The organism is Undibacterium sp. Ji42W (assembly GCF_049340405.1).
Classification (GTDB): Bacteria; Pseudomonadota; Gammaproteobacteria; order Burkholderiales; family Burkholderiaceae_D; genus Undibacterium.
This window is the reverse complement of record NZ_JBMPOV010000002.1, coordinates 87,917-113,989: the sequence shown is the minus strand read 5'-3', so window position 1 is coordinate 113,989 and position 26,073 is coordinate 87,917. Positions and strand designations below refer to the sequence as shown.

At 50.7% G+C, this 26,073-nt stretch carries 24 protein-coding genes; 13 read left to right on the top strand and 11 right to left on the bottom strand.

Annotated features, from left to right (window positions below):
• Nucleotides 1-46 precede the first annotated feature (46 nt).
• Both ACO0LG_RS03845 and ACO0LG_RS03840 read left to right on the top strand, forming a co-directional pair.
• Complete coding sequence (locus tag ACO0LG_RS03845; protein WP_423023505.1) at nucleotides 47-586, top strand: ester cyclase; 540 nt, start codon at nucleotides 47-49, stop codon at nucleotides 584-586.
• A 15-nt stretch (nucleotides 587-601) separates the two neighbouring features.
• The gene (locus ACO0LG_RS03840; protein WP_423023503.1) at nucleotides 602-1,468 is read left to right on the top strand and encodes a polysaccharide deacetylase family protein; all 867 of its coding nucleotides are present in this window, start codon (nucleotides 602-604) and stop codon (nucleotides 1,466-1,468) included.
• An 87-nt stretch (nucleotides 1,469-1,555) separates the two neighbouring features.
• Here ACO0LG_RS03840 and ACO0LG_RS03835 read toward each other — a convergent pair whose 3' ends face one another.
• Both ACO0LG_RS03835 and ACO0LG_RS03830 read right to left on the bottom strand, forming a co-directional pair.
• Entirely contained in the window at nucleotides 1,556-2,314 is a 759-nt protein-coding gene (locus ACO0LG_RS03835; protein WP_423023501.1) for a hypothetical protein, read from the bottom strand.
• A gap of 78 nt (nucleotides 2,315-2,392) precedes the next feature.
• The gene (locus ACO0LG_RS03830) at nucleotides 2,393-2,872 is read right to left on the bottom strand and encodes a glycine zipper 2TM domain-containing protein (protein ID WP_423023499.1); all 480 of its coding nucleotides are present in this window, start codon (nucleotides 2,870-2,872) and stop codon (nucleotides 2,393-2,395) included.
• 370 nt (nucleotides 2,873-3,242) lie between these two features.
• Here ACO0LG_RS03830 and ACO0LG_RS03825 point away from each other — a divergent pair, with 370 nt between their 5' ends.
• Complete coding sequence (locus tag ACO0LG_RS03825) at nucleotides 3,243-4,514, top strand: O-acetylhomoserine aminocarboxypropyltransferase/cysteine synthase family protein (protein WP_423023497.1); 1,272 nt, start codon at nucleotides 3,243-3,245, stop codon at nucleotides 4,512-4,514.
• On the opposite strand, the gene ACO0LG_RS03820 is transcribed toward ACO0LG_RS03825, so the two are convergent.
• Nucleotides 4,511-6,847, bottom strand: a complete 2,337-nt coding sequence (locus ACO0LG_RS03820) for a sensor histidine kinase (protein ID WP_423023495.1) — start codon at nucleotides 6,845-6,847, stop codon at nucleotides 4,511-4,513. The genes ACO0LG_RS03825 and ACO0LG_RS03820 overlap by 4 nt on opposite strands.
• A 217-nt stretch (nucleotides 6,848-7,064) precedes the next feature.
• Here ACO0LG_RS03820 and ACO0LG_RS03815 point away from each other — a divergent pair, with 217 nt between their 5' ends.
• The 4 genes from ACO0LG_RS03815 (at nucleotide 7,065) to ACO0LG_RS03800 (ending at nucleotide 11,372) form a co-directional block, all read left to right on the top strand.
• Nucleotides 7,065-7,541, top strand: a complete 477-nt coding sequence (locus tag ACO0LG_RS03815) for a rhodanese-like domain-containing protein (RefSeq protein WP_423023493.1) — start codon at nucleotides 7,065-7,067, stop codon at nucleotides 7,539-7,541.
• 32 nt (nucleotides 7,542-7,573) lie between these two features.
• On the top strand, nucleotides 7,574-8,530 hold the full coding sequence (epsC, locus tag ACO0LG_RS03810) for a serine O-acetyltransferase EpsC (RefSeq protein WP_423007670.1): 957 nt from the start codon (nucleotides 7,574-7,576) through the stop codon (nucleotides 8,528-8,530).
• A gap of 108 nt (nucleotides 8,531-8,638) precedes the next feature.
• A complete protein-coding gene (locus tag ACO0LG_RS03805; protein WP_423023491.1) occupies nucleotides 8,639-9,580 on the top strand; it encodes a family 2A encapsulin nanocompartment shell protein in 942 nt (313 codons plus the stop codon).
• A complete protein-coding gene (locus tag ACO0LG_RS03800; RefSeq protein WP_423023489.1) occupies nucleotides 9,555-11,372 on the top strand; it encodes a family 2A encapsulin nanocompartment cargo protein cysteine desulfurase in 1,818 nt (605 codons plus the stop codon). Before ACO0LG_RS03805 ends, ACO0LG_RS03800 begins: the two co-directional genes overlap by 26 nt.
• A gap of 64 nt (nucleotides 11,373-11,436) precedes the next feature.
• Here ACO0LG_RS03800 and ACO0LG_RS03795 read toward each other — a convergent pair whose 3' ends face one another.
• A complete protein-coding gene (locus ACO0LG_RS03795) occupies nucleotides 11,437-12,018 on the bottom strand; it encodes a TetR/AcrR family transcriptional regulator (protein ID WP_423023487.1) in 582 nt (193 codons plus the stop codon).
• A gap of 137 nt (nucleotides 12,019-12,155) precedes the next feature.
• On the opposite strand from ACO0LG_RS03795, the gene ACO0LG_RS03790 reads away from it, so the two are divergent.
• Nucleotides 12,156-13,022: an alpha/beta fold hydrolase gene (locus ACO0LG_RS03790; RefSeq protein WP_423023485.1), complete on the top strand. Its 867-nt coding sequence runs from the start codon at nucleotides 12,156-12,158 to the stop codon at nucleotides 13,020-13,022.
• The gene (locus tag ACO0LG_RS03785) at nucleotides 13,019-14,416 is read left to right on the top strand and encodes a DHA2 family efflux MFS transporter permease subunit (protein ID WP_423023483.1); all 1,398 of its coding nucleotides are present in this window, start codon (nucleotides 13,019-13,021) and stop codon (nucleotides 14,414-14,416) included. Before ACO0LG_RS03790 ends, ACO0LG_RS03785 begins: the two co-directional genes overlap by 4 nt.
• Nucleotides 14,417-14,431: 15 nt before the next feature.
• Here the strand turns inward: ACO0LG_RS03785 and ACO0LG_RS03780 are convergent, their stop codons facing one another.
• The 5 genes from ACO0LG_RS03780 to ACO0LG_RS03760 form a co-directional block, all read right to left on the bottom strand.
• On the bottom strand, nucleotides 14,432-15,064 hold the full coding sequence (locus ACO0LG_RS03780; protein ID WP_423023481.1) for a 2-hydroxychromene-2-carboxylate isomerase: 633 nt from the start codon (nucleotides 15,062-15,064) through the stop codon (nucleotides 14,432-14,434).
• Between the two features lie 13 nt (nucleotides 15,065-15,077).
• Nucleotides 15,078-15,959 carry a CmcJ/NvfI family oxidoreductase gene (locus tag ACO0LG_RS03775; protein WP_423023479.1) on the bottom strand — a complete coding sequence of 294 codons (882 nt, stop codon included), beginning with the start codon at nucleotides 15,957-15,959 and terminating at the stop codon, nucleotides 15,078-15,080.
• A gap of 170 nt (nucleotides 15,960-16,129) precedes the next feature.
• Complete coding sequence (locus ACO0LG_RS03770) at nucleotides 16,130-16,684, bottom strand: NADAR family protein (RefSeq protein ID WP_423023477.1); 555 nt, start codon at nucleotides 16,682-16,684, stop codon at nucleotides 16,130-16,132.
• Entirely contained in the window at nucleotides 16,681-17,235 is a 555-nt protein-coding gene (locus tag ACO0LG_RS03765; protein ID WP_423023475.1) for a protein-tyrosine phosphatase family protein, read from the bottom strand. Before ACO0LG_RS03765 ends, ACO0LG_RS03770 begins: the two co-directional genes overlap by 4 nt.
• A complete protein-coding gene (locus ACO0LG_RS03760; protein ID WP_423023473.1) occupies nucleotides 17,225-17,785 on the bottom strand; it encodes an RNA 2'-phosphotransferase in 561 nt (186 codons plus the stop codon). Before ACO0LG_RS03760 ends, ACO0LG_RS03765 begins: the two co-directional genes overlap by 11 nt.
• 442 nt (nucleotides 17,786-18,227) lie before the next feature.
• On the opposite strand from ACO0LG_RS03760, the gene ACO0LG_RS03755 reads away from it, so the two are divergent.
• The 4 genes from ACO0LG_RS03755 to ACO0LG_RS03740 all read left to right on the top strand — a co-directional run bounded on the left by ACO0LG_RS03755 (nucleotide 18,228) and on the right by ACO0LG_RS03740 (nucleotide 23,212).
• On the top strand, nucleotides 18,228-19,091 hold the full coding sequence (locus tag ACO0LG_RS03755) for a cysteine hydrolase (RefSeq protein WP_423023471.1): 864 nt from the start codon (nucleotides 18,228-18,230) through the stop codon (nucleotides 19,089-19,091).
• Between the two features lie 140 nt (nucleotides 19,092-19,231).
• Nucleotides 19,232-20,422 carry a nicotinate phosphoribosyltransferase gene (pncB, locus tag ACO0LG_RS03750; RefSeq protein ID WP_423023469.1) on the top strand — a complete coding sequence of 397 codons (1,191 nt, stop codon included), beginning with the start codon at nucleotides 19,232-19,234 and terminating at the stop codon, nucleotides 20,420-20,422.
• A gap of 18 nt (nucleotides 20,423-20,440) precedes the next feature.
• The gene (locus ACO0LG_RS03745) at nucleotides 20,441-22,144 is read left to right on the top strand and encodes an NAD+ synthase (protein WP_423023467.1); all 1,704 of its coding nucleotides are present in this window, start codon (nucleotides 20,441-20,443) and stop codon (nucleotides 22,142-22,144) included.
• Between the two features lie 33 nt (nucleotides 22,145-22,177).
• Nucleotides 22,178-23,212, top strand: a complete 1,035-nt coding sequence (locus tag ACO0LG_RS03740; RefSeq protein ID WP_423023465.1) for a bifunctional nicotinamide-nucleotide adenylyltransferase/Nudix hydroxylase — start codon at nucleotides 22,178-22,180, stop codon at nucleotides 23,210-23,212.
• A gap of 76 nt (nucleotides 23,213-23,288) precedes the next feature.
• Here ACO0LG_RS03740 and ACO0LG_RS03735 read toward each other — a convergent pair whose 3' ends face one another.
• Nucleotides 23,289-24,113: an NAD-dependent epimerase/dehydratase family protein gene (locus tag ACO0LG_RS03735; protein WP_423023463.1), complete on the bottom strand. Its 825-nt coding sequence runs from the start codon at nucleotides 24,111-24,113 to the stop codon at nucleotides 23,289-23,291.
• Between the two features lie 56 nt (nucleotides 24,114-24,169).
• Nucleotides 24,170-25,747, bottom strand: coding sequence for a galactarate dehydratase (garD, locus tag ACO0LG_RS03730; protein ID WP_423023461.1), 1,578 nt, complete (start codon nucleotides 25,745-25,747; stop codon nucleotides 24,170-24,172).
• Between the last annotated feature and the right edge of the window lie 326 nt (nucleotides 25,748-26,073).

Below are 26,073 nucleotides of genomic sequence, written 5' to 3'. Positions count from 1 at the left end.
GAATTTCGCTTTACAACTTAGTCAGCCAGCAATGAAAGGAAATATCATGCATGCCAAATTTTTAGCAAGTCTGGGTTTATTATTAAGCATTAATACTTATGCAAGCGCAACTGATGCACAAGACGACTTGCCAGTACCGCGTAACATCGTTGCCGACAAGTCCATTCCGGCAGTGCAGCAACAAAGCATGGCACTGGCGGCGCGGCGTTACTATGCTTTCTGGAATACCGGTGACGCGCAGTTTGCACAAGCGGCACTGGCAGATAATTTCATGGACAGGAATTTGCCTGCGGGTCGGCCACAAGGCCCTCAGGGCGCCTTGTTTGCCTCAAAAAATTTCCGCACAGCCGTACCTGACCTGAAGTTGGATGTGGAAGAGATGTTGCTGGTGGGTGACCGTGTTGTAGGCCGTCTGCATTTTACCGGTCACTTCAGTGGCATTTTTCATGGGCGGCAAGGGAATGGTCGCAAGGTTGATTTCATTGCAACCGATATTTACCGCGTCGTCGATGGCCGCATCGCAGAGAACTGGCATCTGGAAGATAACCTGACTTTGTTGCAGCAACTGGGCATCATCAAAAATTAAGAGAGAGAGTTTACAATGACAAACAAAATCAATCTGCCCGATGGGCAATTTTGGCCAGATGGCATACGCATGGTTGTCTCTGTTTCCATGCAGTTTGAAGCCGGTGCGCAATCAGAACACCAGAACGGTTCCCCTTTTCCTGCCATGTCAGACACCAGCCTGCCAGATTTGCCGGCACGTACCTGGTTTGAATATGGTGCACGCGAAGGCATACCGCGCATGCTGGATCTGTGGGACAAATTCAAGATACCCGTGACTTCGCATATGGTGGGGCAGGCGGTATTGCAAAGACCAGCACTTGCCCGCGAGATCGTTCAACGCGGCCATGAAGCGGCAGCGCATGGTCACAGCTGGACACCACACTGGACCATGACTGAGGCTGACGAGCGCGCATCGTATATCGCCAATATCACAGCGATAGAAAAAGCAACAGGCACACGGCCTGTCGGTTTTAATGCTTTCTGGTTACGTGGCACGCCACGCACCCTGGGGATATTACAGTCACTGGGTTTCACTTATCATATCGATGATCTCAGTGCCGATGAACCGATGACGACCATAGTCAATGACAAGGCCTTTGCGATAGTTCCCTACACCTTGCGCAATAATGATATTGCCCGTTTCGGGGCTGAGGGGCCGTTGACAGCACAGGCCTTTGGGCAGGAATTGCGTGATGAGTTTGATCAGTTGTATATCGAGTCTGGATACAGACGGCGCATGATGTCGCTTTCCGTGCATGACCGCATAGGCGGTACCCCGGGTCGTGTAAAAATCCTGGGAGAATTCTTGCAATATGCGTTACAACATCCCGGTGTAGTTTTCATGCGCAAGGACAGGATAGCTGAACTGGCATTAAGCCTGAAGGATGTACCTGTGAAGTAATTCAGGGTTAAGCTGGAAAGGGGCGATGCTGTTTGTAAAAAGCATCACCCCGTCAAAAGCTGTTGGATGCCAAAGTTAATTTCTGGTTCATACGCCGCCAAAAAAGCGCACCCACTTCGACACTTCATCATCGGGGCCTACACTGCGCTCGGTGCAGATGTTTCTTCTGCCTGCACCATTGTCTTTTAGTTCGCCGGTATCGGTGATGTAATACGCGGTGCGATACCACTCTTCTTCATTCTTGAAGTTGGGTTTGTGGATAATCATGGTTTGTATCATGGTCGGCATTTCTTTGCCTTCCTTGGTTTTGCAATTCCATTTGACTGCTGAACCTGTGTCATCCCCTTTGATACCTACCACCTGATTACCATTGAATTGCTGCCAGCGTATCTGATAAGTCACATAGGGCAACTTGCTGGCAACCGCCTTGAATTCGGGATTATCTTTATTCGCAGGCACGGTATCGACGACAACCAGCAAGATCTCAACATTGCGTTTGAAGGGCATCGTGCGTTGGTTTGGGTATTCCTTTACCCAGTAAGAGACAAAATACTTGCCTGCCCTGGCTTCATAGACTTTGCGTAATTTTTTATCCCTGAACAATGCGTCGCGTGATTCCAGTACCAGCTTGTAACCTAGCTGTTCGCCGCGGATATTGATGGCGGCATAGGCAAACTGGCGGTAGTTTTTGTCGGTCGCCATGCGGCTGTATATTGGGCTGTCAGCACGCTGGGTGATGACATCGGCGTTCTGGTCTATGCTTGGCAGGTCAGTCCAGATTTGTGCTTGCGCTGCCGCACTGAGACCGCAAAGGGCAAGGCTGATTAACTTGTGTGAAATTTTCATTCTGTCGCTATCAAAAACTATTCGATATCATGGCCTGTCGTCAGCGGCAAATGTTGCAAATGCAATGATTCCTGCGCATTACATCGGCAGAACTTGCGCCATATTTTGCGTGTAGATTACCCGCACTGGCTGGCCTATGTAATAGGAATCGCGTCCCTGTTGTTCCTGCGTGACAGTGATGAGGCTGCCATTACTGCGCAGGCGCACTACAATTTCCAGTCCTGGCACGTTGACCATTGAATTTTGTTCAGCAACAGCATTGCCAACTACGCCACCGACGACACCACCTAATACGGTGCTGACTTTCTTGCCGTTGCCTTTGCCAATCTGATTACCCAGCGCTGCACCGGTGACCGCACCTACCACTGCACCAGTTGCGCCTGTCCGTCCTTGCTTTTGCAGTGTCGTTCTGCGCATGTCCTGGATATCACCTACTTCGGCATTCTGCTGATCCTGAAAACCGCCAGCCCTGACGTTGCGCGGTTCATTTTGTGCAGGCGATGTCGTGCAGGCAGACGCAACGAAAATAAACATTGCCAATGGGATATATTTTTTCATTTATATAGCAACCTCATGCGAGTTTTATGGAAATTTGATTGTGTTTTTCCAGCCTATTATAAATATCAAACTATAAATAATTCCTGTTTTATATTGTAAGTTTGTATTTCAAATTCAAAACTAATGATCTTTTTAATAATGTCATTATAATAATATATGCCACTTTCAGATTGCACTTTTCCTTGTACAGAATGCAGCAGTGCCACCTAAGGGCATAAATCAAAAGTTTTTTGACGCTCAACTCACCATGAATAAAGTCTGCTTCATTTTCTTGATAAGCAAATTCGAAATACTTCCTTGTTATTTAAAGACAGTATTTTTATGATCAAATTCCTTATTCGAACGCATTATTAAAAAAAAGGACATCTTGATGAAGCTGGAAACCATTGCCGTACACGGTGGCTATACACCTGACCCGACTACACGCGCAGTTGCCGTACCTATCTACCAGACCGTTGCTTATGCCTTTGATAATACCCAGCATGGTGCAGACCTGTTTGATTTGAAAGTACAGGGCAATATCTATTCACGCATCATGAATCCTACCAATGATGTGCTGGAAAAACGTGTCGCTGAGCTCGAAGGTGGCATTGCCGGTCTGGCGCTGGCATCTGGGCAGGCTGCGATTACCTACGCGATACAGACGATTGCCGAGGCGGGTGACAATATCGTCTCTGCTTCTACCCTGTATGGCGGCACCTATAATCTGTTTGCCCATACGCTGCCGCAGTTCGGCATAGAAACCCGCTTCGCCGATTATCGTGATCCTGAATCCTTTGCCAAACTGATCGACGGCAAAACCAAGGCGGTATTTGTAGAATCGATCGGTAACCCGCTTGGTAACATCACCGATATTGAAGCCATCGCCAACGTCGCCCACCGACATGGTGTGCCGCTGATTGTGGATAACACTGTGCCTTCACCTTACCTGTTGCGCCCCATAGAATTTGGTGCCGACATCGTGGTGCACTCTCTGACCAAATACCTGGGTGGGCATGGTAATTCCATAGGTGGCATCATTGTCGATTCTGGCAAGTTCCCCTGGGCTGAGCATAAAGAAAGGTTCAAACGCCTGAACGAGCCTGATGTCTCTTATCACGGCGTGGTATATACCGAAGCGCTGGGTGCAGCAGCCTACATAGGACGTGCCCGCGTTGTACCTTTACGCAATACCGGTGCGGCCTTGTCGCCCTTCAATGCCTTCCTCATCTTGCAAGGCATAGAAACCCTGGCCTTGCGTCTGGATAGAATCACTGACAATACCATCAAGATTGCCCATTATCTGGACAAACATGCCAAAGTAAAGTGGGTCAATTATGCGGGTCTGCCTGAGCACAAAGACCATGCGCTGGCGCAAAAATACCTGGGCGGCAAGCCTTCCGGTATCCTGACCTTTGGTCTGGAAGGTGGGCGCGATGCTGGCGGTCGATTCCAGGATGCACTGCAGCTATTTACCCGCCTGGTGAATATAGGCGACGCCAAATCCCTGGCTTGCCATCCAGCCAGTACTACCCACCGTCAATTAAATCCTGAAGAACTGGCAAAAGCCGGTGTCACTGAAGACACCGTGCGTTTGTCCATAGGCATAGAGCACATTGATGACCTGATTGCTGATCTGGAACAGGCACTCTCCGCATCCTAGTCAGTCTGGTTTGCTTCAATGACGCTGGCGGCATTCGTTGTGGTGCCTGCCAGCGGCAACTCAAAAAAGAACTGGCTGCCAACGTCCACGGTGGAGGTGAAGCCTATGCTTCCTTCCATTTTTTCTATAATGGTTTTGCAGATATTCAAGCCCAGGCCGGTGCCACCTTTTTTACGGGTATTGGACCCATCTACCTGACTGAATTTCTGGAATATCTTGCTATGGAAGTTGGAAGGTATGCCGCAGCCATGGTCGGTCACGATGACCTTGATCCTTTGTCTGGACAAGATCATTTCTACCGTGACTTCCACCTCGCCACCCTTGTGGGAAAACTTGATCGCGTTTGACAAGAGATTGGCGAGTACCTGACCAACGCGGTGACGGTCAACATTGACCATCAACTCGGCATAGGCTTCATGCCAGTGGATGCTGACACCGTATTGATCCGCATAGGATTTGTTGGCACTGATGGCATCCTGGATCATCGGACCAATCTGGCTGAGCTGGAAATTGAATTCCATCTTGCCTGAGGCGATTTTTTCCAGGTCGAGAATATCATTGATCAGGTGCAGCAAGCGGTCACCATTGCGCATGGCAACCGTGATCAGCTCATGGGCTTTTTCCGGTACTTGCCCAGCAACGCCGGCGGCTACGAGACGCAGTGAACCGTTGATGGATGTCAATGGCGTACGCAGTTCGTGGCTGACCATGGAGACGAATTCATTCATCATCATCTCTACCCGCTTGCGGTCAGCGATATCAAAGCTCATCGCATAAAACCCCGTGACTTGCCCGGCATCGTCATAGGCTGGCACATACACAGACTGATAGTAGTAAGTACGTTTGTTTAATTTTCCCTCGCCTTCAAAACTGACACGTTCACCTGCCAATACTGCCTGCACATGGGGTGCATGGACCTTGTAAAATTCATCGCCAACAACCTCACGCAAAGTGCGCCCCAACAGATGCTCGGGCTTGATGCCAAATTCTGTCATGACGAAAGCGTTCACGAATAAATAGCGTTCTTGCCTGTCCATAAAAGTGATGATACATGGCAGGTTATCTGTAATGGCTTGCAGACGGTTTTGTACAACGCGCTGCTCTTGCAAGGCATTTTCCAGCTGGCTGGCTTTCAGTTCAATTTCTCGCGTGCGTTCAACGACGGTTGCTTCAAGGTCTTGATTGCTGCGTTCGATCTTGTTCAGGTATTGTTCTTCTTTTGCCAGCATTCCCGCTATCGTGGTCGATAAAAGCTGTGCTTCGTGAAAGCCATGAACCACAACCGGGAAGACCGGTTGCGCTGCCTGTGCATCACGGTTTTGGGTACGCTGTTCCATGAAGCTACTGAGCTTGGTCAGTGAAGACGACATGCGCCGAGCCAGCAGCGATGCCAGCAGCGCCAGCACGACGCACAGTATGGCACCAGAAATCAGGATTTCGCGCTGCAGGTTATACAAACCAGCCATGGCAACATCCTTGGGCTGGCGCACGAGTATGCTCCATTGCAAGGCTGGATAATTGCGTGCCTGCCCACTCATGGTATAGGCTGTCAGATATTTTTGGGGGCCTTCCCATGCCTCTTCCGTGACGCCACTCTTGCCTGAACGTGACAGCTTCAGGCTATTGGGAGATATCTTGCTTTCTTCCATCTTCGGTGGCCCCAGCAAGACGGTGCCATCTTCACGCGCCACCATGATTTCTGCCGCATACTGCTTGTCGGCTGGCGCCAGTATGTTTTGCACCAGGTTACGTGTCCAGTTCCAGCTCAGGTGCACACCCAGCACACCATGCAGCTTGCCTTCAGAATTGTAGACCGGGATAGATACATCCACAAAGCGCCAGGGGTCTATGCTGTAAGGTAGCAGTTTTTGCAATAGCAGGGCAGGATGGTAGTCACCTGCATACAAGGCTTTTTTCCCCTCGATGAACCAGGGTCGCTTGCTGACATCCTGCCCTTCAAGCATGCCTTTGGTAGAAGCAAGTACTTTGCCGTCGGGGTCGGCCAATCCTATCCAGGCGTAGTCAGAGAAATTGTGCTGTAAGTGATCAAGGATGCGGCGTACGTCCGCAGGATCTTTACCGTCTTTAACTTCATTCAGTTGCGACAGCAGTTGCACATCGCTGACTGATTTTTGCATGACCTGGTCCAGGGAGTCGCGCATTTGCCAGGCAACTTGCTGCAGTCTTTGCTCTGCTTCTTTCTGCGCATAGTTTTTTGCGAAGTGATCAACCAGCAGCAGGGCCGACAGGACGGTACACAATACTACCGCACTGACACCCAGTGTCAGCAGTGTCGTTAGCCTGGGATACGAGGTAGATTTAGCTGTAGCCATAGTAGCCATAGTAGCGATAGAGTGATGGGATTCTAATATCATACGCCTAACAGACTGCATTGCCATATTTGCGCACCGCAGTAAGTGCCAGCTTTGTGGCAATAGCTACAGCATATTTGAATTTCGGATAATTAACTTCATTTTTATTCGTTTTCTGTCTTAGGTAATTTCTGTACATTCAATCTCTGTGATGAAAACATAAATGCAGAGAACGTGTATGACAGCTTCCCCACTTATCGAGACACAAACTGAACCCCTCACATTAGCTGCTGCACGCCAACGTGCCAAAGATGCTGGTTTGCCATTTGCTGGCAGCGTTTCCCCGGCAGATGCGTGGAAATTGCAGCAGCAAGGCCTGGCGGTAATCGTTGATGTTCGTAGTAATGAAGAGCGCAAATTCGTCGGCCACTTGCCAGACAGCCTGCATGTGGCCTGGGCGACAGGCACGGCACTGACGCGCAACCCACGCTTTGTCAAAGAGCTCGAAGGCAAACTGAAGGACAGGCAGACCGTAGTCTTGCTGCTCTGTCGTAGTGGTAAACGTTCTGCACTGGCGGCTGAAGCGGCCACCAAGGCTGGGCTTCCACATGTCTTCAATGTAGAACAGGGTTTTGAAGGTGATCTGGATGAAGCGCAGCAGCGCGGGCATAGCGGCGGCTGGCGCTTCCAAAAGCTGCCCTGGATACAAGATTGAAGTAATTGAAGAGTTGAAAAAGGCAGAGCATCATGGGACAAGCATTGCAACAGACTAAAGAGATACGCGCCTCGCTATTCGGTATAGAGCAGGTTGTCAGCGAACTGGCAGTGGTGCGTCATGCCTGGCGTCGTCGCCAGCAAAGATCAGCCGAGCCTGGTGGCCGTGAATTGCCATCGCGCGATGCACTGGCAAAAATCCTCAATGACTTGCGCGGTGCCTTGTTCCCCATGCGCCTGGGGCCGCCGGAACTGAGACAAGAGAGTGAAGACTTTTATGTAGGCCATACGCTCGATACTGTCTTGCATTCTTTGCTGGGCCAGGTCAGGCTGGAACTCAGCTATGCATCGCGCTATCATGAAGAAGAGGGCTTGCATATTGATGACCGTGCCCTGACGATCGTACGTGAATTTTCCCGCGCCTTGCCTGGCATACGTTCACTGCTGGACAGCGATGTCATCTCAGCTTACCAGGGCGATCCAGCGGCGCGCACGGTAGATGAAGTCTTGCTGTGTTACCCCGGGATACTAGCGATGATACATCACCGTATTGCCCATCAATTGTATCAACTCGGTGTGCCACTGCTGGCACGCATCGTCGCCGAGATTGCGCATGGACAGACCGGCATAGACATCCACCCCGGGGCCAGCATAGGTGCAGGCTTTTTCATCGATCATGGTACTGGCGTGGTGATTGGTGAAACCGCCGTCATCGGTCAGCGTGTGCGTATTTATCAGGCTGTCACGCTGGGTGCAAAACGCTTTCCCAGTGATGAAGATGGCAAGCTGCAAAAAGGTCTGCCGCGTCACCCCATCGTTGAAGATGATGTGGTCATCTATGCCGGTGCTACGGTATTAGGGCGCGTCACTATCGGCCGTGGAGCCATCGTTGGCGGCAACGTCTGGGTCACCAGCGACGTGGCCGCAGGCAGCCATGTCAGCCAGGCCAGTTTGCGGCACGAACAGCAAAATCCCGTTTCTTTGGTTTGAATAAGTGAGCTTCAAATAAGGTGCCCGGTATCTGATACGAGGGCTCCTTATCCCCGCACGCCTGTTCATGTTTATTTTTTCGATACACTGACTTTTATGGAGTGATTAATGAGCGATGTAAGTAATGAAGTAACTGCAGGTAATTTCGCACTCAGCGATAATGCCGCCAGGCAGTTAGCGAATGCGACCAAGACTGTTCCCCAGTTGTCCACCATTTCGCCGCGCTGGCTGGTGCATTTGCTGCAATGGTTGCCGGTAGAGGCAGGTATCTACCGCCTGAACAAGGTAAAAAATCCCAAGGATGTGCGGGTAGCCTGCTCACAGCGCGATGAATCTGAATTACCACAAACCTTTGTCGATTATGACGAACAGCCACGCGAATATTTCCTCAATGCGGTAGCCACCGTGCTGGACGTGCATACGCGCATTTCTGATCTTTACAGCAGCCCGCACGACCAGATCAAGGAACAATTACGCCTGACGGTAGAAACCATCAAGGAACGCCAGGAAAGCGAACTCATCAATAATCCTGACTACGGTTTGCTGGCAAATGTGCATGACGATCAGCGCATCTCCACCCTGACAGGTGCACCTACACCAGATGACCTTGACGACTTGCTGACCAAAGTCTGGAAAGAGCCAGGTTTTTTCCTTGCCCACCCGCTGGCGATTGCCGCCTTTGGCCGTGAGTGCACACGCCGTGGCGTGCCACCACCAACAGTCAGCCTGTTTGGTTCACAATTCCTGACATGGCGTGGTGTGCCACTGGTGCCGTCTGACAAATTGCCTATCGAAGATGGCAAGACAAAAATCATTCTGTTGCGCGTGGGGGAAAAACGTCAGGGCGTGGTTGGTTTGTTCCAGCCTGGCCTGGCGGGTGAGCAAAGCCCTGGTTTGTCCGTGCGCTTCATGGGCATCAACCGCAATGCGATTGCTTCTTACCTCATTTCCCTGTACTGCTCGCTGGCAGTATTAACAGATGATGCAGTGGCTGTTCTGGACGACGTAGAGATCGGTAAATACCATGACTATCCTGACACCTATAAATGATAAAGGCGGTAATACGGGTCCGGCAAACTCTGGTTTGCCGGATGAGGCTGCGCTGAACCGCATGGCATCAGAATTCTTTGCGCTGGTGCCGGGTGCGGTGCAGGCGGCAGCGCAATTCTTGCCGGGCTTTAGCCAGGGCAATGCGCCTGAAGCGCCGCCGTCGGCGCGTACTCCTGTACACGAGAGCAGCTCTTTGCAAAGCCAGCCTTCTGTCTCAGCCAGTGGCGTGCCGCAAAATGGTGGTAACAGCATTGCACCTTCGCGTCCACAAGCTGGTGGTGCCAGTTCCAGTACACCCTACTATTTTGTCGGGCAGGAGCATGGCTATCCAGTTGCTGACAATAATCTGGACAATCTGGCGGCACAAGGTACAGGCAGGAAGACTGAAAAAACTTCTTTCGCTTCGCCAGGTCAGGATCAATTGCAGCGCATTTTGGGTGAACTGTATCCGGCCACTTCTGCGCCAGTGCAACAAGCTGGTGGCAGTACTGCGCACCCGGCTTATTATTTCCAGCAAGGGGAGCAAGACTACTGGGACCAGGCACCAAGGGCTGCTAATCCATCGCTGGCGGCACCCTTCGACATCAATGCCGTGCGCAGGGATTTTCCTATCCTGGCGGAGCGTGTCAATGGCAAGCAACTGGTGTGGTTTGATAATGCTGCCACGACGCAAAAGCCAAAGTCGGTGATAGACCGCATCAGTTATTTCTATGAACATGAGAATTCCAATATACATAGAGCGGCACATGAACTGGCGGCGCGTGCCAGTGATGCTTATGAGTCTGCACGTAAAAAGGTAGCCAACTTTCTCGGTGCTGCCAGCGAACAGGAAATCATCTTCGTACGTGGCGCGACTGAAGGTATCAATCTTATAGCGCAAACCTTTGGCAAGAAGTTCATCGGTGCGGGTGATGAGATCATCGTCTCTGAGCTTGAACATCATGCCAATATCGTGCCTTGGCAGCAACTGGCGGCTGAGAAGGGTGCTGTCATACGTGTTATTCCTGTCGATGACAGTGGTCAGGTCTTGCTGGACGAATACCGCAAGCTCTTGAACAGCAAAACCCGTCTGGTGGCGGTAACGCAAGTGTCAAATGCCCTGGGTACTATCGCCCCTGTGCATGAGATTACTGCCCTGGCCCATGCGGCTGGTGCCCGCGTGCTGATAGACGGGGCGCAGGCCGTATCACATCTGCGTGTGAATGTGCAGGCGCTGGATGCCGACTTTTATGTCTTTTCGGGCCACAAGATATTTGGCCCGACTGGCATAGGTGTGGTGTATGGCAAGAAGGCCTTGCTGGAGCAACTGCCACCCTGGCAGGGCGGCGGCAATATGATAGCCGATGTGACTTTCGAGCACACCCGTTATCAGCCAGCACCAGCACGTTTTGAAGCAGGGACTGGCAATATTGCCGATGCAGTTGGCCTGGGTGCAGCGATTGATTATGTTGAACGCATAGGCCTTGAAAATATCGCGCTGTATGAACATGCCTTGCTGGAATATGCAACGCATGGGCTGAAGAATATACCCGGCGTACGTCTGGTCGGTACCGCGCATCAAAAAGCCAGTGTCGCATCTTTCGTATTGGCGGGCTATGCAACCGCAGAAGTGGGCAAGGCGCTCAATGATGAGGGAATTGCAGTCCGTTCCGGCCATCATTGTGCCCAACCCATCTTGCGTCGCTTTGGTCTGGAAGCAACGGTACGGCCTTCGTTTGCTTTCTACAATACTTGTGAAGAGATAGACCGTTTGCTGGCTGTGGTACGCAGGCTGGCGAATAATCGTCAATGAAGTAAAGAAGTGAAATCAGTAAATTGATTGATCGCCTGTCCGGCAGCAATTGCCGGACAGGTTTTTATTTCTGTACGGCCTTCAATACAAAATCCTCCGTATCACGCAGTATGGCTCTGGATTTGACTGGGTTATCCATCATGCGCGACAACAGCAGGCCACCGATCAGCGAAGACAAGACACCATGCGCGGTAGCCGCATCATCCTTGACTCCTGAACGTTGCAATTGCTTGCTGATGATGGCCAGTAACTGATCAACACCTTGCGCCATCACTTCCTTGCTGGCTGTCTTGCCGCGTGCTGCTTCTGCTCCTAGTGCCGCAATCGCACAACCATGGCCGGGATGTTCACTATGCGCCCGGCTCAGGTAGCTATGCACCAGGCTGGCGATGGCTTCCTCGTCGCTGACCAGTTCTGTTTTCCGCAGCAGTTCTGTACGTGTGCTTTCCAGCGCGGTACTGCAGGCTTCGGCAATCAGGGCTTCCTTGGATTCAAAGTGCTTGTAAAAACCACCGTGCGTGAGCCCGGCTTCTTTCATCAGGTCGGCCACGCCTATGCCATTGATGCCATGTTCACGATACAGGCGGGCAGCGGTTTCTACGATGCGCTCGCGGGTTTGCGCGGCTTGTTCGCGGGTAGTTCTCATTTGTTCTATTCCTCAAAAATCTGCCAACCAGAGTTTGCATTTTAATACTGGTTTTAATCAAGTTTGACATGAATCTCTATTTTAGATGATAATCAACATCCATTGGATTATATTTGTCATCTAATTTTGAGGGCAGCATGAATACATCAGCCAGAGTAGTAAATAAGGCAATAAATAATGCAGCAAATAAGCCCATCATGGACATGATCTTGCAGGCATTCACCCTGCCGCAAAGGCAGGCAGAAACTCAAGATGATAAAAAAGCACTGACGCATGCGCGCCCCGCCAGCATCCCTTATGCTGGTCTGGAATTGCGCGTCTGGACCTGGGGACAAGGGCCGCAGGTCTTGCTCCTGCACGGCTGGGAAAGCCGCGCCAGCCACATGGCAGGTTTTGTCGCGCCTTTGCTTCAGGCAGGCTTTAGCGTGACGGCACTGGATGCACCTGCACACGGCGCATCGAAAGGCGAAACTACTAATGTTCTCGATTATGGCAAAGCTGTTGTTGCCGCGGCCAGTCATCTTGGACCGCTGATTGCCACTATCGCCCATTCTGTAGGTTCTGCCGCCAGCCTGTATGCCTTTGCGCAAGGTGTGCAAGTCAAGGCCAGCATTCATCTGTGTGGCCCGGCTTCACTGACACGCGTATTCCAGCATGCAACCAGGGCAGGTGGCTTGAATGAAACAGCCAGACAACAGGTGGAAGAGATGCTGGCAAGCAGCATAGGCGCACCGCTTTCATCCATGGATTTGGCACACCTGCAGCAAGGCATGCGCCATCCTGCCCTGATCATGCATGATCCCGAAGACAAAGAAATGCCCTATTCCGAAAGTCAGGCACTGGCTGATGCCTGGCCGCAAGCCAGTCTTGTAGCAAGCGCAGGAACTGGGCACAGGCGTATCTTGCGCACGCCAGAAATACATGCCGCAGCAGTCAGCTTCATTATTAATAAACTTGCCGCCGATATCGTCGAACGAGTGGCAGATACAGGAGAAGCACCATGAAAAACATCAGCCCCTGGCCAACCTTCGCCTTGGCGAGTGTCGCCGTATTTCTGGTATCGCTGGATGCCACTATCGGCTTCGCTGTCTTCCCCGCATTGCGCCATGCCTTTCCCGATGTCCGGTCTAGTGAACTGTCCTGGGTGTTGAACGCCTATACCATCGTTTATGCGGCATTACTCGTGCCTGCCGGGCGTCTGGCAGATTTATTGGGGCGCAAGCGCCTGTTCATTCTTGGTGTGGGTATATTCACCCTGGCATCCGGTTTATGTGGCGTGGCGGGCAGTACCAATATGCTGATTTTCTTCCGCGTCTTGCAGGCTATAGGGGCAGCCCTGCTGACGCCAACTTCACTGGCGCTGGTATTGCAGGCTTTCCCTATCGAGAAACGCGCCATTGCCGTCAGCCTGTGGGGTGCGGTTGCCGCGCTGGCAGCGGCAGTTGGACCTAGTGTAGGCGCTCTTATCATAGAGAGTATCAACTGGCAGTGGGCATTCCTGATCAATGTTCCCATCGGCATAATCGCCATGACCAGGGCGGCACTGAGCCTGTCAGAATCGCGCAACCTGGAAACCGGCCATCGCTTTGACTGGCCAGGTGTGTTCTTGCTCATCGCGGGCAGCGGCTTGCTGATACTAGGCATAGTCCAATCCGACAGCTGGGGCTGGCTGGCGCCGGCAACTCTCGTCACCATCGGCGCAGGCGTAGTGATACTGTTGTTCTTCATCTATTGGGCCAAAGGCAAGCCACATGCAGCAGTAGATTTGAGTTTGTTCGAGGACAGGAATTATCGCTTTGTGAATGCCGCCACATTGGTGTTTGGTGCCGCGTTTACCGCCATGTTCCTGACTTTCTTTTTATTTATGACCGCAATCTGGCATTATGGCCTGACCAAGGCCGGCTTTGGCATCACGCCCGGCCCTTTGATGGTCATGCCGGTGGCGATTATTTCTGGCCGCTACGTCGCGCGCTATGGTCATAAACCTTTGCTGGTAGCAGGTGGATTGATCTATGCCTTGAGTGGTTTATGGTTTTATCTGAACACCAGCCTGACGGCCGATTATCTGACTGTCTGGTTGCCCGGCATGCTGCTCAGTGGCATAGGTGTAGGCCTGGTGCTGCCATCACTGTCAGGCGCAGCAGTAGCACGCCTGCCCGCAAAACGCTTTGGCGTGGGGAGTGCGGTGAACCAGGCTGTGCGCCAGTTTGGTTCTGCCCTTGGCGTCGCTTTCACAGTGACCATACTAGGTGGACAGGTACAGAATCTGCAGCAATTTCGCTATGTCTATCTTTTCCTGATTGCGGGTGGCGTACTGACTGCTTTGTTAAGTCTGTTCATCAGAACGCTAGCTGTGCAAAAACCTGAGATACAAGCCGATGCGACTGCAACAGCCTGATCCAGATCGCCAGGTTCATGCGTCGGGATAAATCAACAAATCCCGTGCATGAGCAAGCGCATCATCGAGCCTGTCATTGCCCCAGTACATCTGCTCGCCGACAAAAAAAGTCGGCGCACCAAAGATGCCCTTGCTCATGGCCAGTCCGGTTTGCCTGCGCAGCTTCAATTTGTTGTCATCGCCCAGGGCTTGCGTGATGATTTCAGTTGCGGGCAAGCCCATATCATTTAACGCAGCAGCCACCATTTCTTTGTTGTCGATATCCTTGTCATGCACAAAATTCATTTGCATGATGCGGCGACAATATTCTGCCATCCAGCTTTGCTCCGCACCTAGTACCGCGACCCTTAAAGGCAGGATGGCCGGACGTGGGAAATTGTCAGGCTTTTTCCAGGGCAGGCCATACTTGTGGCATTGTCTTTCCATATCCAGCCAGACATAATCCCCTTTGGCTTTCTGCAATACAAAGGGAGATGTCTCCCATCCCAGCGCCTGGAATATGGGGCCAAGCAAGAACGGCTGCCAGCGTACCCTGACGCCTGCCCTGGCTGCCTCCTGCTCCATGCGCATGACGCTGAGGTAACTGTAATTGCTGCCAAACTCAAACCAGAAATCGATGACAGGCATGCTGCTTATCGGCGTATCCATCTTGATCTCTTTTTCAAAATACTACCAGGCAGCGCAGCTCTATACTTTCTCTTGGTGGTGCATCTTCAGGAGCATGCGGGTGATCAAATGCAGCATGCGGCGTAAAGCGCGAAACGCCGCTAAACTGGCTGTCATATTGCTTGAAGATCAGTGCTTCGTGTGGCTGCATTTCAGCGAAGTAAGACCAGCGGTGTCTTGGTGAAAATCTGGACAGATAAATTTCACCGGTGCGGTTAGGGTACTTGACATCGCAAGCGAGCAAATGCGATTGCCGCACTGTGCGTGCATCACAAATTGCCAGCGGCGTATCAAGCACGGTATTATGGGTAGGACGCCAGATATTGATGATGCAATAGCGCCGTATCTGCGCCATCACTTCCATATCCCTGACGACTAGGGCCAGGCGTTTTTGCCCCGATTGTTCGGTGTAGTCATTATGTATGCGCCCATTGGCCGCCGCCAAACCATTCTCCGCCCGCTTGCCAAATGACAGGCTGGCTTCTCTCGCTTCGCGTCGCCGGACCAGGTGATCGAAGACATAAGCCTGCTTGCCACCAGTAACAGCCAGCGCCAGTTCACGCGCTTCCTGATAATAATCAGACCTGACTTCTTCATGATCCATGAAGTTTTGGACGGAAGTGGGCGCATCCCACAATTCAAAACCCTCGCGTTCAAGCTGCGGTTCCTGTTCGGCCTGGCGCGCATCATGTATCGCCACTTCACGCAAATCGTAAGTAGCATTTTCCCATGGGATACCAACCGGTGGTTCAAAGGTATAACTGACAGGTCGTTGACCATCAGGAAAAACATAGCTCATGGGTGCCAGTACGTAGCTGCTGCCAGGCATTGATGCCGGTAGTGAAAATTCCCTTTGATGCTCAGTAAAGACATGCATATTGCCTCCGTCCATATTGCGACGAAGCCGTGCTTCCGGATGGTAAGTTCAGGGCTGTCGTCTGTGGATATTTAAACGGATGCGAGGCTGATATTCAAACGAGATTTTTGCGTGATTCGCATGCTTGGCGTGCATGCGAATGCATAGTTCAATTGACGAGCATTACAATATTAATGCCTGTCTTCTGCTAACAGTTTGCTCCTGGCTTCCATCAAGGCAAAACCCAGTAAATTCAAGCCTTGCCAAAGTTGTGGTTTATTACTGTCAGGATGATCTTGCGCCAGACCCGTGCCCCAGATTCTATCCAGAGGGCTGGCTTCGACGATGATCTTGTCTGCGGTACTTAACAGATACAGTTTTAGTTTTGGGTTTTGTGAAAATTTCGCATAGTTGCCATCGACTACGATCCTGAAGCGATGCTCTACCCATGTCGGTTCATCATAATTCTTCACTTTCCTGCCTAGGCGTTTCACCATATCCGGGTCGCTGGCCGCCAGTATTTCTTTGAGCACGACATCGTCACCGAACAGCCTGGCCTTGCCAGCCATCATATAATGTTCAGCCGTAGGGTAAGTGATGCCATCGATCTTGAACGGCGCAACAAACCATTGACTGAAGCAGGCTTTGTCCGCTTGCAGGCCACGTTGTTTATGACCCCAGAATTGCAAATAATTGAACTGCTTGCCCTCGTCTATCTGCTTTAATAATTCTTCTCGCGTATTCATGTCTTTCCTGTACTTTCTGGATTGCTATCCACGGGCCAAGCCAATACCCAGGCATGCTGTTCTGTAGTTTGCGGTGTCTCTGGCCAAAAGCTTTTCTTTTCCATCTGCTGCCATAATTGCGCCAGTTCCTGCAAGCCTGCTTTGGTGTCCTGATGTTGCTCTGCCAGATAGCAGCCTATGACCGTGCCAGTGCGCCCTATGCCGCCAAAGCAATGTACATACACGATATGCTGCTTTGCCAGTGCTTCGTCCAGTGCCAGCAGGATTTCCTGCATATGACCTCGTGACGATGGGGTATGGCGGTCTGGTATGGCAAAGCGGCGGTGTTGGGCTTGCATACCGCGCTCTTTCGCCAGCTTCATCAGTAGCGGTGCATACGGATCTAATTCATCTTCTTCTGTCAGGTCGATAAAATAATCGACGCCGCAATCGAGATATAGCCCCAGCCTTTGCGCTGCCGTGTTTGCGTCCAGTGCACCCGGGTATTCGCCTGCCAGTAATTGTCCTGGTCTTACCCAGTAAGTATTCTGATGTGGTCGCTTAGTGGTCATTATTCATCCTGATTAAATATTTTGGTAAAACGCTGTCGCACAACCATACACCATTTGCTGATACAAAAAACTGGATTCCATCCTCATGCATGTCCTTTGCCATGACTTGCAGGATAACCGGCGTGCCATGCCGCGCACCAACGGTACGTGCCGTTGTCGTAGTTGCCGACAGATGTACATGATGACGTGAACCTGGGCGCAACCCATCCTTCATGATGGATGCAATGAAACGGCTGGCCGTGCCATGATACAAAACATCTGGCGGCACCGTTACAGGCAAGGCCAGATCCACCGCTACCGAATGTCCCTGGTTTGCACGTATGCGCAAACCATTTTCACTGATAGCAAAGCGCTGCTTGTCAGAAATACGCACTGCTTCGTGCAAATCTTCGAGCTTGAAGCGCTTACCATGCTTTGCGGCCTGGCTTATCAGCGTGGATATTTCTGTCCAGCCTTGTACATCCAGTGTAATGCCTATGGAGCCTGGATGGTGGCGCAGTACATAGCTGAGGAATTTGCTGAAGTTTTTTGGGGATTGAGTTATTTTCATTATTTTTTCTTTTTATAGGTTACCTGTCTTGCAGGGTTAATTGCACTATAAATCAAGTTAGTTAAATAATGCAACTAAGATAGTTTTCTACTGTAACTAAGTTTGATCTATTTGTTGTTTTCGCGCATGTAGGAGATAGAAATAAATACTCGCTTAGCATTAATCACCGTGGGAAAGCAAATCCATTGAATATGCAATTTATTGCGGTTTTTGATTCACAGCCCTCGAATTTGCAAGGAATGGTAACCATCAGTGGCAAGAGATGGACTCAGGGTGAAACTAAAGATGTATGCTAAGTTATTGAAAACAAAAATGTTTTTGAATTTCGGGCGGTATTTTTGATGCTGATTAAGGCAATAAAAAAGAATATACAGATACTTAGTTGTAAAAAATAACTAAGTGATCTACAATAGAATCAGCCTCACAAGAAAAAGGAAACATCATGAAACGCAATTTGCAAGTCCTCATCATTGATCCGCAAAATGATTTCTGTGATTTGCCGCCAGCTTATCTGGCAAGGGACGCGCATAGCGCTGAACCATTGTCGCCAGCCCTGCCTGTGCCTGGCGCCCATGCCGATATGTTGCGCGTGGCCGAGCTCATCAATAAAGGGGCCGATGGCATCAGCGGTATCAGCATCACTCTGGATGCGCATCATCGCTATGACATTGCCCACCCTACTTTCTGGATGACAGGGCAGGGTGCTGCGGTATCGCCTTTTACCAGCATAGCTGCAACTGCGGTACGCGCTGGTAAATATCAGCCACGCCAGCCTGATGCTTTGCCACGCGCCCTGGCCTACCTGGATGCACTGGAGGCAGAAGGCCGTTATCAACTGATGATATGGCCGGTGCATTGTGAAATTGGCTCATGGGGGCAAAATGTACATGCAGATGTGCGTGCAGCCTATAATGCCTGGGAAGAAAAACAACTGGGCGTGGTTAATAAAATCAACAAAGGTTCCAACCCCTGGACCGAGCATTATTCAGCAGTGAAGGCAGAAGTGCCAGATGCCAGTGACCCAGATACGCAACTGAACCAGCAATTGATTACAGAACTCCGTAAGGCTGACCGCGTGTATATTACTGGCGAAGCAGGCAGCCATTGTGTGAAGGCGACCACTGAACATCTGGTAGAAAATTTCGCAGCAGCCGATTTGCACAAGCTGGTATTGGTAACTGATTGCATGAGTGCAGTCACAGGTTTTGATGCCCAGTTTGAGGGCTTTGTGCGCGACATGGTTGCCAAAGGTGTGCAGGTTGCGAAGATGGCAGATGTATTGCCTGAGTTGTTGGCGAATGCGTAAAGGCTAAGAAGATAAACGCGTAGGGTGCGCCGTGCGCACCGCCCCTTTGTCAAAAATCAAAAGCTGATGATTATTTGTGGGTGCGTCAAACAATGCTGCGCGTGGCGCACTCTACTTAAATGACACTAGAAAAGAAAAAGATGAAACCCGTCGTTCAAAGTTTGCTGGAAACTGATTTATATAAATTCACCATGTGGCAAGCCTTGCTGCATAGCCATCCAAATGCCCAGACTGAATATGCTTTCGTTTGCCGCAATTCTACGGCTTATCCACTCGCCGAATTGAAGGACGATGTTGAACGTGAAATCGATCACTTGTGCGCATTGAACTTTACTGAAGATGAACTCGATTATCTGCGTTCCTTGCGCTTCATCAAAAGTGATTTCACTGACTTTTTAACGGTCTTTCATTTCCAGCGTAAATTCATCAAGGTCAGTACCGATGGCGACAACCTCCAGATCGTGGCAACTGGCCCGCAAGTGCATGTCATGGGTTTTGAAATCTTTGTACTGCATATCGTCAATGAATTATATTTCCGCCGCTTGCAAACAGAGCAGTCTCTGGTTGAGGGGAGAGACAGGCTGGCAGCCAAGATAGAACAAATCCGTGCATTTGGAAAAGAAGCACCAAGAACTCACCCTTTTGAATTCTTTGATTTTGGTTTGCGCAGGCGCTTCTCTGGTGAATGGCATGATGAAGTCGTCGCCACGCTGGCGCGTGAAGTACCGCAATTCTTCAAGGGCACATCGAATGTCTATCTGGCCAAGAAGCACAAGCTGGTGCCCATAGGGACGATGGCGCATGAATACCTGCAGTCTTACCAGTCCTTTGGTGTGCGCCTGCGTGATTTTCAAAAAGCAGCGCTGGAATACTGGGTGCAGGAATACCGTGGTGACCTGGGTACTGCTTTGACAGATGTGGTCGGCATGGATGCCTTTTTGTCTGACTTTGACCTTTACTTTGCCAAACTGTTTGATGGCCTGCGCCACGATTCTGGGGACCCTGTAGTCTGGGGTGAAAAAGCTTTGGCTCACTATACCAAATTGCGCATAGATGCACATACCAAGCGGCTGGTGTTTTCTGATGGCCTGAATCTGGAAACTGCCTTCAGTCTGTATCACCATTTTGCTGACCGCACCATGACAGGTTTTGGCATAGGCACGAACCTGACGAATGACACAGGCATCAAGGCTTTGAATATCGTCATGAAGCTGATGTCTTGCAATGGCCAGCCAGTCGCAAAATTGTCTGATTCTGCTGGCAAGACCTTATGTACTGATGAAACTTTCCTCGCTTATTTGCGTCAGGTTTTTCATCACCCTATTATTTAAATTCAGGATCTTTTCATTATGTTGAAACTGGCAGTTGCACAATTAAATTATATGGTGGGTGACTTTGCTGGCAATACAGCCGCGATCATCCAGCATATGCAAAAAGCTGCATTAGCTAATGCTGACGTCGCGGTATTTAGTGAGCTCTGTGTCTGCGGCTATTACCCCGGTGATTTGCTCGAAGACAGTGCTTTTTTATTGAAGGCTGAACAGGCATTGGCCAGCATCATGCAGGCTTCCAAAGATTGCCCTGATCTCGTCAGCGTTATCGGCACCGTGCGTCCAAACAAAGGGCAGGGCAAAGCTTTGCATAATGCTTTGCTGGCGATACGCAATGGTGAGATTGTTGCTGAATACTATAAACAATTGCTGCCGACTTATGGCATCTTTGATGAGCGCCGCCATTTTGAACCAGGGCAGGAAGTTGCCAGCACACTGGATGTCGCTGGTCATAAGCTAGGCTTCATGGTCTGTGAAGATGGCTGGAATGATGAAGAGCATGATTACCAGGTTAACCCCTTCAACGCACTGAAAGTGGCCAAGGTCGATTTGATCATCAGCATCAATGCCAGCCCTTCAGATATAGGCAAACGCCAGCAAAGACATGCGATGTTTGCCAGGGCCGCTGCGCATCATCAATTGCCTTTGCTGTATGTGAACCAGGTTGGTGGGCAAGATCAACTGGTGTTTGATGGCGCTTCTTTTGCGGTCACACCTGATCATGGCGTGACTTTTGAGGCAGCACGTTTTAAAGAAGATTTTCAATTGCTGGGATTTGCAAACCATCATTTCACCGCGGTTGATGGTACGACATTAGTCAAACCGGATAGTGCGGGTTTGTCAGTACCAGAATTTACCCGTCGCCAGATCGTGTTGGGCCTGCAAGACTATGCGCGCCGTTGTGGTTTCAAACAAGTGGTGGTCGGTTCTTCCGGTGGTATTGATTCAGCGTTGACTATTGCCCTGGCAGTGCAGGCACTGGGCGCAGAAAACGTTATTGCCATCACCATGCCATCTGCGTATTCAAGTACAGGCTCAGTGTCTGACTCTGTCAAATTATGCGACAACCTGCTAGTCAAATTGTATACGCATCCGATACTGAGTCTGGTGGAGCAATATGCGAAGGGCTTTGAGGATGCATTTGCATTACCCCTGCGTGGATTGACACAAGAGAATTTGCAGGCCCGCATACGTGGCACCATACTCATGGAATACTCGAATGCCTTTGGCGCGCTGTTGCTGACGACAGGTAACAAGAGCGAGATATCGGTGGGTTATTGCACCCTGTATGGTGATACCAATGGTGGCCTGGGCCTGATAGGCGACCTGTACAAGACCGAGGTGTATGCCTTGTCACAACATGTCAACAATGCAGCCGGGCGAGAAATCATCCCGCAAGATGTACTGACCAAACCGCCATCAGCAGAGCTGGCACTTGACCAGCTTGATACGGACAGCTTGCCACCGTATGATGAGCTGGATGAAATGCTGAAATGGCATATAGAAGGCAAGCGCCTGCCAGCGCATGAATTTGTCAAAGCCCAAGCCTTTGTGGAAAAATTGCAAAAGTCAGAAGCTGGTGTGACAAGCATGAACCGCATCATGGGCATGGTAGCGCGCAACGAATATAAGCGCCGCCAGGCACCACCCATCATTCGCGTGCGTGGCCGTGCTTTTGGTAGTGGACGGCAGATGCCGATTGCGGCAAAGTACAGCAATTAAGATTAATCACAGTTTTATTTTATGAAGTCAACCATGCAAATTGATGTTGCAGTATTGATAGGTCGCTTTCAACCATTTCATAACGGCCATGCCACCCTCTTGCAACTGGCGCTGGAAACTGCAGAAGAAGTGGTCGTAGTACTGGGTTCATCTTTCCATGCGCGCAGTACCAAGAACCCTTTCACCTGGCAAGAACGGGCAGACATGATCAATGCGACGCTCACACCCGCAGAACGTGACAGGGTGTCGTATATTGCGGTGCGTGATTATTATGATGATGTACGCTGGGCGACAGCAGTGCGTGGCAAGGTGGAAAGGCACTTCCCCTATGCCAAGCGTATAGCCCTGATCGGCCACTTCAAGGACGCCTCCAGCTATTATCTGAACCGTTTTCCTCAATGGCAGTTGGTCGCGGCTGAGCAATTGCTGGCGATTGACGCCACTGTTATACGCAAGGTATTGTTTGAGGCAGAAGACATGCGTGTATCACTAGATGTGATTGCCCATTACCTGCCACTGAGCATACGCCAATACCTGAAAGCCTGGAGCATTTTGCCGCACTATGCCGCGCTTATGAAAGAGCATGCACAGTTGCTGGCGTATCAGGCAGCATGGAAACCTGCTCCTTATGCACCCATGTTTGTCACGCTGGATGCGGTAGTCAAGGCAGCAGGACATATCTTGCTGGTACAGCGCGGTGGTTTCCCGGGGAAGGGCTTGTGGGCATTGCCTGGCGGTTTCCTGGATCAGAATGAACGTTTGTTCCAGGGGGCGATACGCGAATTGTTTGAAGAAACCAACCTGGCGGTACTGACATCTACGCTTGAGCATTCACTGGTTGATGTCAAAGTGTTTGACCACCCTGGCCGCAGCCTCCGTGGCCGCACGATTACACACGCACATTATTTTGATTTGCAGACGGACCATTTGCCTGACATACGCGCGGCCGATGATGCAGCCCAGGCGGCCTGGGTCAGCATAGACAAGCTGGAGGGGATGGAGGAATTATTCTTTGACGATCACTTCCATATTCTTGACCAGTTCCTTACCCTGACGGCTGGTGAGTGAAAAAGGGCAGACAAATGTAAATTGTCTGCCCTTTTGAGGTGGCAACAAACTCTTATTTCCTGATTTATTCTCTGATTTATTCTTTATATTGCGGTGTCGTCAGCAAGAAACCACCGCCTTGATAAATAGTGGTGATATCGTCTTTTGCAGGATAATCACTACTGTCTGGATAAAGATGAGAAAAAACCGTAGAGCTATCTTTTGCCTTATATCCCAAGTGCGCTGCTTTTTTATTGTCCCACCATTTACCCGGATTTTCAGAAACACCAAAGGCGATGGTGTGACCCACGCGCGGAGCGAAGATGGAGCAACGTAGCATTTCAACCAGATCATCATAGCTGAAGTACGTCACCAGCATGCGGCGCGTAGTTGGTACTGGGAAGGATGAACCTATGCGTATGCAGACGGTCTCTATGCCGAACCTGTCATAGTAAAAACGCGACAAGGACTCACCAAAACATTTGCTGATGCCATACATGCCATCCGGGCGGGTGGGCATGTCAGCATCGATATAATCCGTGGTGCGGTAAAAACCGACTGCATGGTTAGAGCTGGCAAATACCACACGTTTGACATTGTGCTTGTGCACCGCTTCATAGATATTGTAAGTACCCTGTATGTTTGCATGCATGATGGCTTCAAAATTGGCTTCAGTCGAAATACCACCAAAATGCAGCACCACATCCACGCCCTCCATCAATGCCAGCACGGCAGCCTTGTCGGCCAGGTCACATTGCACGACTTCTTCGCCTTCACCCGCTGTGCCGAGATCGGCGATATCGCTAAGGCGCACGATGTTGGCCCATGCCTTGATGCGTTCACGCAAGACTTTGCCCAGGCCACCGGCTGCACCGGTCAGCAAAATGCGGTTGAAAGGTTTTTCAGTGATATTGGTGTTCATGGGATTCTTTCTCTTCTATGGAATTCTTTATGTGCGTTGCTGCTGAGGCGAGGCTATCAGGTAATTGGTGCCGGGTTAAACAATACCAGTGCATTATGCAATTTCCAGTGCTCGGCCCAGGTTTCCTTGCCGCTGGCAACATCCAGCAGCATCTGGAATAATTCCCAGCCTACATCGGCAATCGTGGCTTCACCACTGGCGATTTTGCCGGCATTGATATCCATGAGGTCATGCCAGCGTCTGGCCAGATCGTTCCTGGTGGCGACTTTAATAACGGGAACTGCGGCCAGGCCATAAGGTGTACCGCGCCCTGTGGTGAATACGTGCAGGTTCATGCCTGCCGCCAGTTGCAAAGTGCCGCAAACAAAATCACTGGCTGGTGTGGCAGCGTAGATCAAACCTTTTTGTGTCAGCTTGTCACCGGGTGACAGCACGCCTGAAATAGTCGAGCTGCCAGACTTGACGATGGAGCCCATGGCTTTTTCAACGATATTTGACAGACCACCTTTTTTATTACCCGGTGTGGTATTCGCGCTGCGGTCAACGCCACCACGTTTCAGGTAATCGTCATACCAGGCCATTTCCCTGATCATGGCAGCGGCCACTTCCGGGTTGGCGGCGCGTGAGGTCAACTGGTCTATGCCATCACGTACTTCTGTCACTTCAGAAAACATCACCGTCGCACCGGCGCGCACCAGTAAGTCTGTCGCAAAACCAACAGCCGGGTTGGCTGTGACGCCTGAGAAGGCATCGCTGCCGCCGCATTGCACGCCCACGACAAGCTCTGATGCAGGGCAGGGTTCACGGCGGCGCTTGTCCAGTTCTGCCAGTTGTTTTTCTGCGGTGTTCATGATGGAGGTGATCATGGAATTGAAGCCCACATGTACCTGATCCTGCAGGCATACTAGTGCTGGCTCGCCACTGCCTGTATCACCCTTTTTGATGGGAATACTACCCTTGGGGAACAGGCGTGTTGGCTGCAATTTTTCACAGCCCAGGCTGACTACCATGGCTTGCCCGCCAAAATTTGGATTCAGGCTGATATTGCGTACCGTGCGTATGGGGATATTGGCATTTGGCGCATCAATCGCAACGCCGCAACCATAAGTGTGTTCGAGGCCGACCACATCATCGACATGGGGATACTTGGGTAGTAGTTCTTCCTTGATGCGCTTGACCGCATGCTCAACCACGCCAGACACACATTGCACGGTCGTCGTAATGGCGAGGATGTTGCGTGTACCCACGCTGCCATCCGCATTCCTGTAACCCATGAAGCTGTAGCCTTCTAGTGGTTCCGTATTCGGGGCGTGCACAGTAGCGATAGGTAAATCCACCAGTTCCCTGGCGGGGGGCATGCGTATCAGTGATTCTTCCACCCAGCTACCTTGCGGGATAGCGCGTACTGCATAACCTATGGTGACGTTATAGCGGGTAATGGCGGCACCCTCAGCAATATCCTGCAAGGCCAGTTTATGTCCCTGGGGAACATGCTCCAGTAAGGCCAGGCCACAGGGAAAGACCGTCGCAGCCGGTAAGCCGCCATCATTGGCAACGATAGCAACGTTGTCGTTGCCATGCATGCGTATATAAAGCGGCGAGCTGAGTGGCTGGCTGATGCTGGATACCGTCATTTTCTTTTCCCCTAGGTTGCCAATTTTTTGGCTATCAGTGTACAAAGACATGCGCCTTGCACAATTTTTTTGTTGAAAAATCGGATTTTCATAAAATTGGTCATACCAGAAAGAAACTGGCATGAGCATTTGTAAAGAAAGCGATAACTGCGTTGCTTATTTACATCATTGCCGTAAATAACACGGTTCCAATCAGCTTTCCCTATGAAAATCTGTTTCTGTACCATCAGATTTTTCTTTTTTTACGGGAGAAAATGCAGAGTCCGCTATAATCCCTCACGTATCATTTGTGGCGAGTATGCCACCAAATAAAAAATCTGGCTAGT

What these genes read in the sequence shown, in the direction of transcription:
- ACO0LG_RS03790 (WP_423023485.1), top strand. Translation starts at nt 12,156, where the DNA reads ATGAATACATCAGCCAGAGTAGTAAATAAGGCAATAAATAATGCAGCA.
- ACO0LG_RS03830 (WP_423023499.1), bottom strand. Translation starts at nt 2,872, where the DNA reads ATGAAAAAATATATCCCATTGGCAATGTTTATTTTCGTTGCGTCTGCC.
- pncB (WP_423023469.1), top strand. Translation starts at nt 19,232, where the DNA reads ATGAAACCCGTCGTTCAAAGTTTGCTGGAAACTGATTTATATAAATTC.
- ACO0LG_RS03780 (WP_423023481.1), bottom strand. Translation starts at nt 15,064, where the DNA reads ATGGATACGCCGATAAGCAGCATGCCTGTCATCGATTTCTGGTTTGAG.
- ACO0LG_RS03815 (WP_423023493.1), top strand. Translation starts at nt 7,065, where the DNA reads ATGACAGCTTCCCCACTTATCGAGACACAAACTGAACCCCTCACATTA.
- ACO0LG_RS03840 (WP_423023503.1), top strand. Translation starts at nt 602, where the DNA reads ATGACAAACAAAATCAATCTGCCCGATGGGCAATTTTGGCCAGATGGC.
- epsC (WP_423007670.1), top strand. Translation starts at nt 7,574, where the DNA reads ATGGGACAAGCATTGCAACAGACTAAAGAGATACGCGCCTCGCTATTC.
- ACO0LG_RS03745 (WP_423023467.1), top strand. Translation starts at nt 20,441, where the DNA reads ATGTTGAAACTGGCAGTTGCACAATTAAATTATATGGTGGGTGACTTT.
- ACO0LG_RS03795 (WP_423023487.1), bottom strand. Translation starts at nt 12,018, where the DNA reads ATGAGAACTACCCGCGAACAAGCCGCGCAAACCCGCGAGCGCATCGTA.
- ACO0LG_RS03835 (WP_423023501.1), bottom strand. Translation starts at nt 2,314, where the DNA reads ATGAAAATTTCACACAAGTTAATCAGCCTTGCCCTTTGCGGTCTCAGT.
- garD (WP_423023461.1), bottom strand. Translation starts at nt 25,747, where the DNA reads ATGACGGTATCCAGCATCAGCCAGCCACTCAGCTCGCCGCTTTATATA.
- ACO0LG_RS03735 (WP_423023463.1), bottom strand. Translation starts at nt 24,113, where the DNA reads ATGAACACCAATATCACTGAAAAACCTTTCAACCGCATTTTGCTGACC.
- ACO0LG_RS03765 (WP_423023475.1), bottom strand. Translation starts at nt 17,235, where the DNA reads ATGACCACTAAGCGACCACATCAGAATACTTACTGGGTAAGACCAGGA.
- ACO0LG_RS03755 (WP_423023471.1), top strand. Translation starts at nt 18,228, where the DNA reads ATGAAACGCAATTTGCAAGTCCTCATCATTGATCCGCAAAATGATTTC.
- ACO0LG_RS03845 (WP_423023505.1), top strand. Translation starts at nt 47, where the DNA reads ATGCATGCCAAATTTTTAGCAAGTCTGGGTTTATTATTAAGCATTAAT.
- ACO0LG_RS03820 (WP_423023495.1), bottom strand. Translation starts at nt 6,847, where the DNA reads ATGGCTACAGCTAAATCTACCTCGTATCCCAGGCTAACGACACTGCTG.
- ACO0LG_RS03740 (WP_423023465.1), top strand. Translation starts at nt 22,178, where the DNA reads ATGCAAATTGATGTTGCAGTATTGATAGGTCGCTTTCAACCATTTCAT.
- ACO0LG_RS03770 (WP_423023477.1), bottom strand. Translation starts at nt 16,684, where the DNA reads ATGAATACGCGAGAAGAATTATTAAAGCAGATAGACGAGGGCAAGCAG.
- ACO0LG_RS03825 (WP_423023497.1), top strand. Translation starts at nt 3,243, where the DNA reads ATGAAGCTGGAAACCATTGCCGTACACGGTGGCTATACACCTGACCCG.
- ACO0LG_RS03775 (WP_423023479.1), bottom strand. Translation starts at nt 15,959, where the DNA reads ATGCATGTCTTTACTGAGCATCAAAGGGAATTTTCACTACCGGCATCA.
- ACO0LG_RS03800 (WP_423023489.1), top strand. Translation starts at nt 9,555, where the DNA reads ATGACTATCCTGACACCTATAAATGATAAAGGCGGTAATACGGGTCCG.
- ACO0LG_RS03760 (WP_423023473.1), bottom strand. Translation starts at nt 17,785, where the DNA reads ATGAAAATAACTCAATCCCCAAAAAACTTCAGCAAATTCCTCAGCTAT.
- ACO0LG_RS03805 (WP_423023491.1), top strand. Translation starts at nt 8,639, where the DNA reads ATGAGCGATGTAAGTAATGAAGTAACTGCAGGTAATTTCGCACTCAGC.
- ACO0LG_RS03785 (WP_423023483.1), top strand. Translation starts at nt 13,019, where the DNA reads ATGAAAAACATCAGCCCCTGGCCAACCTTCGCCTTGGCGAGTGTCGCC.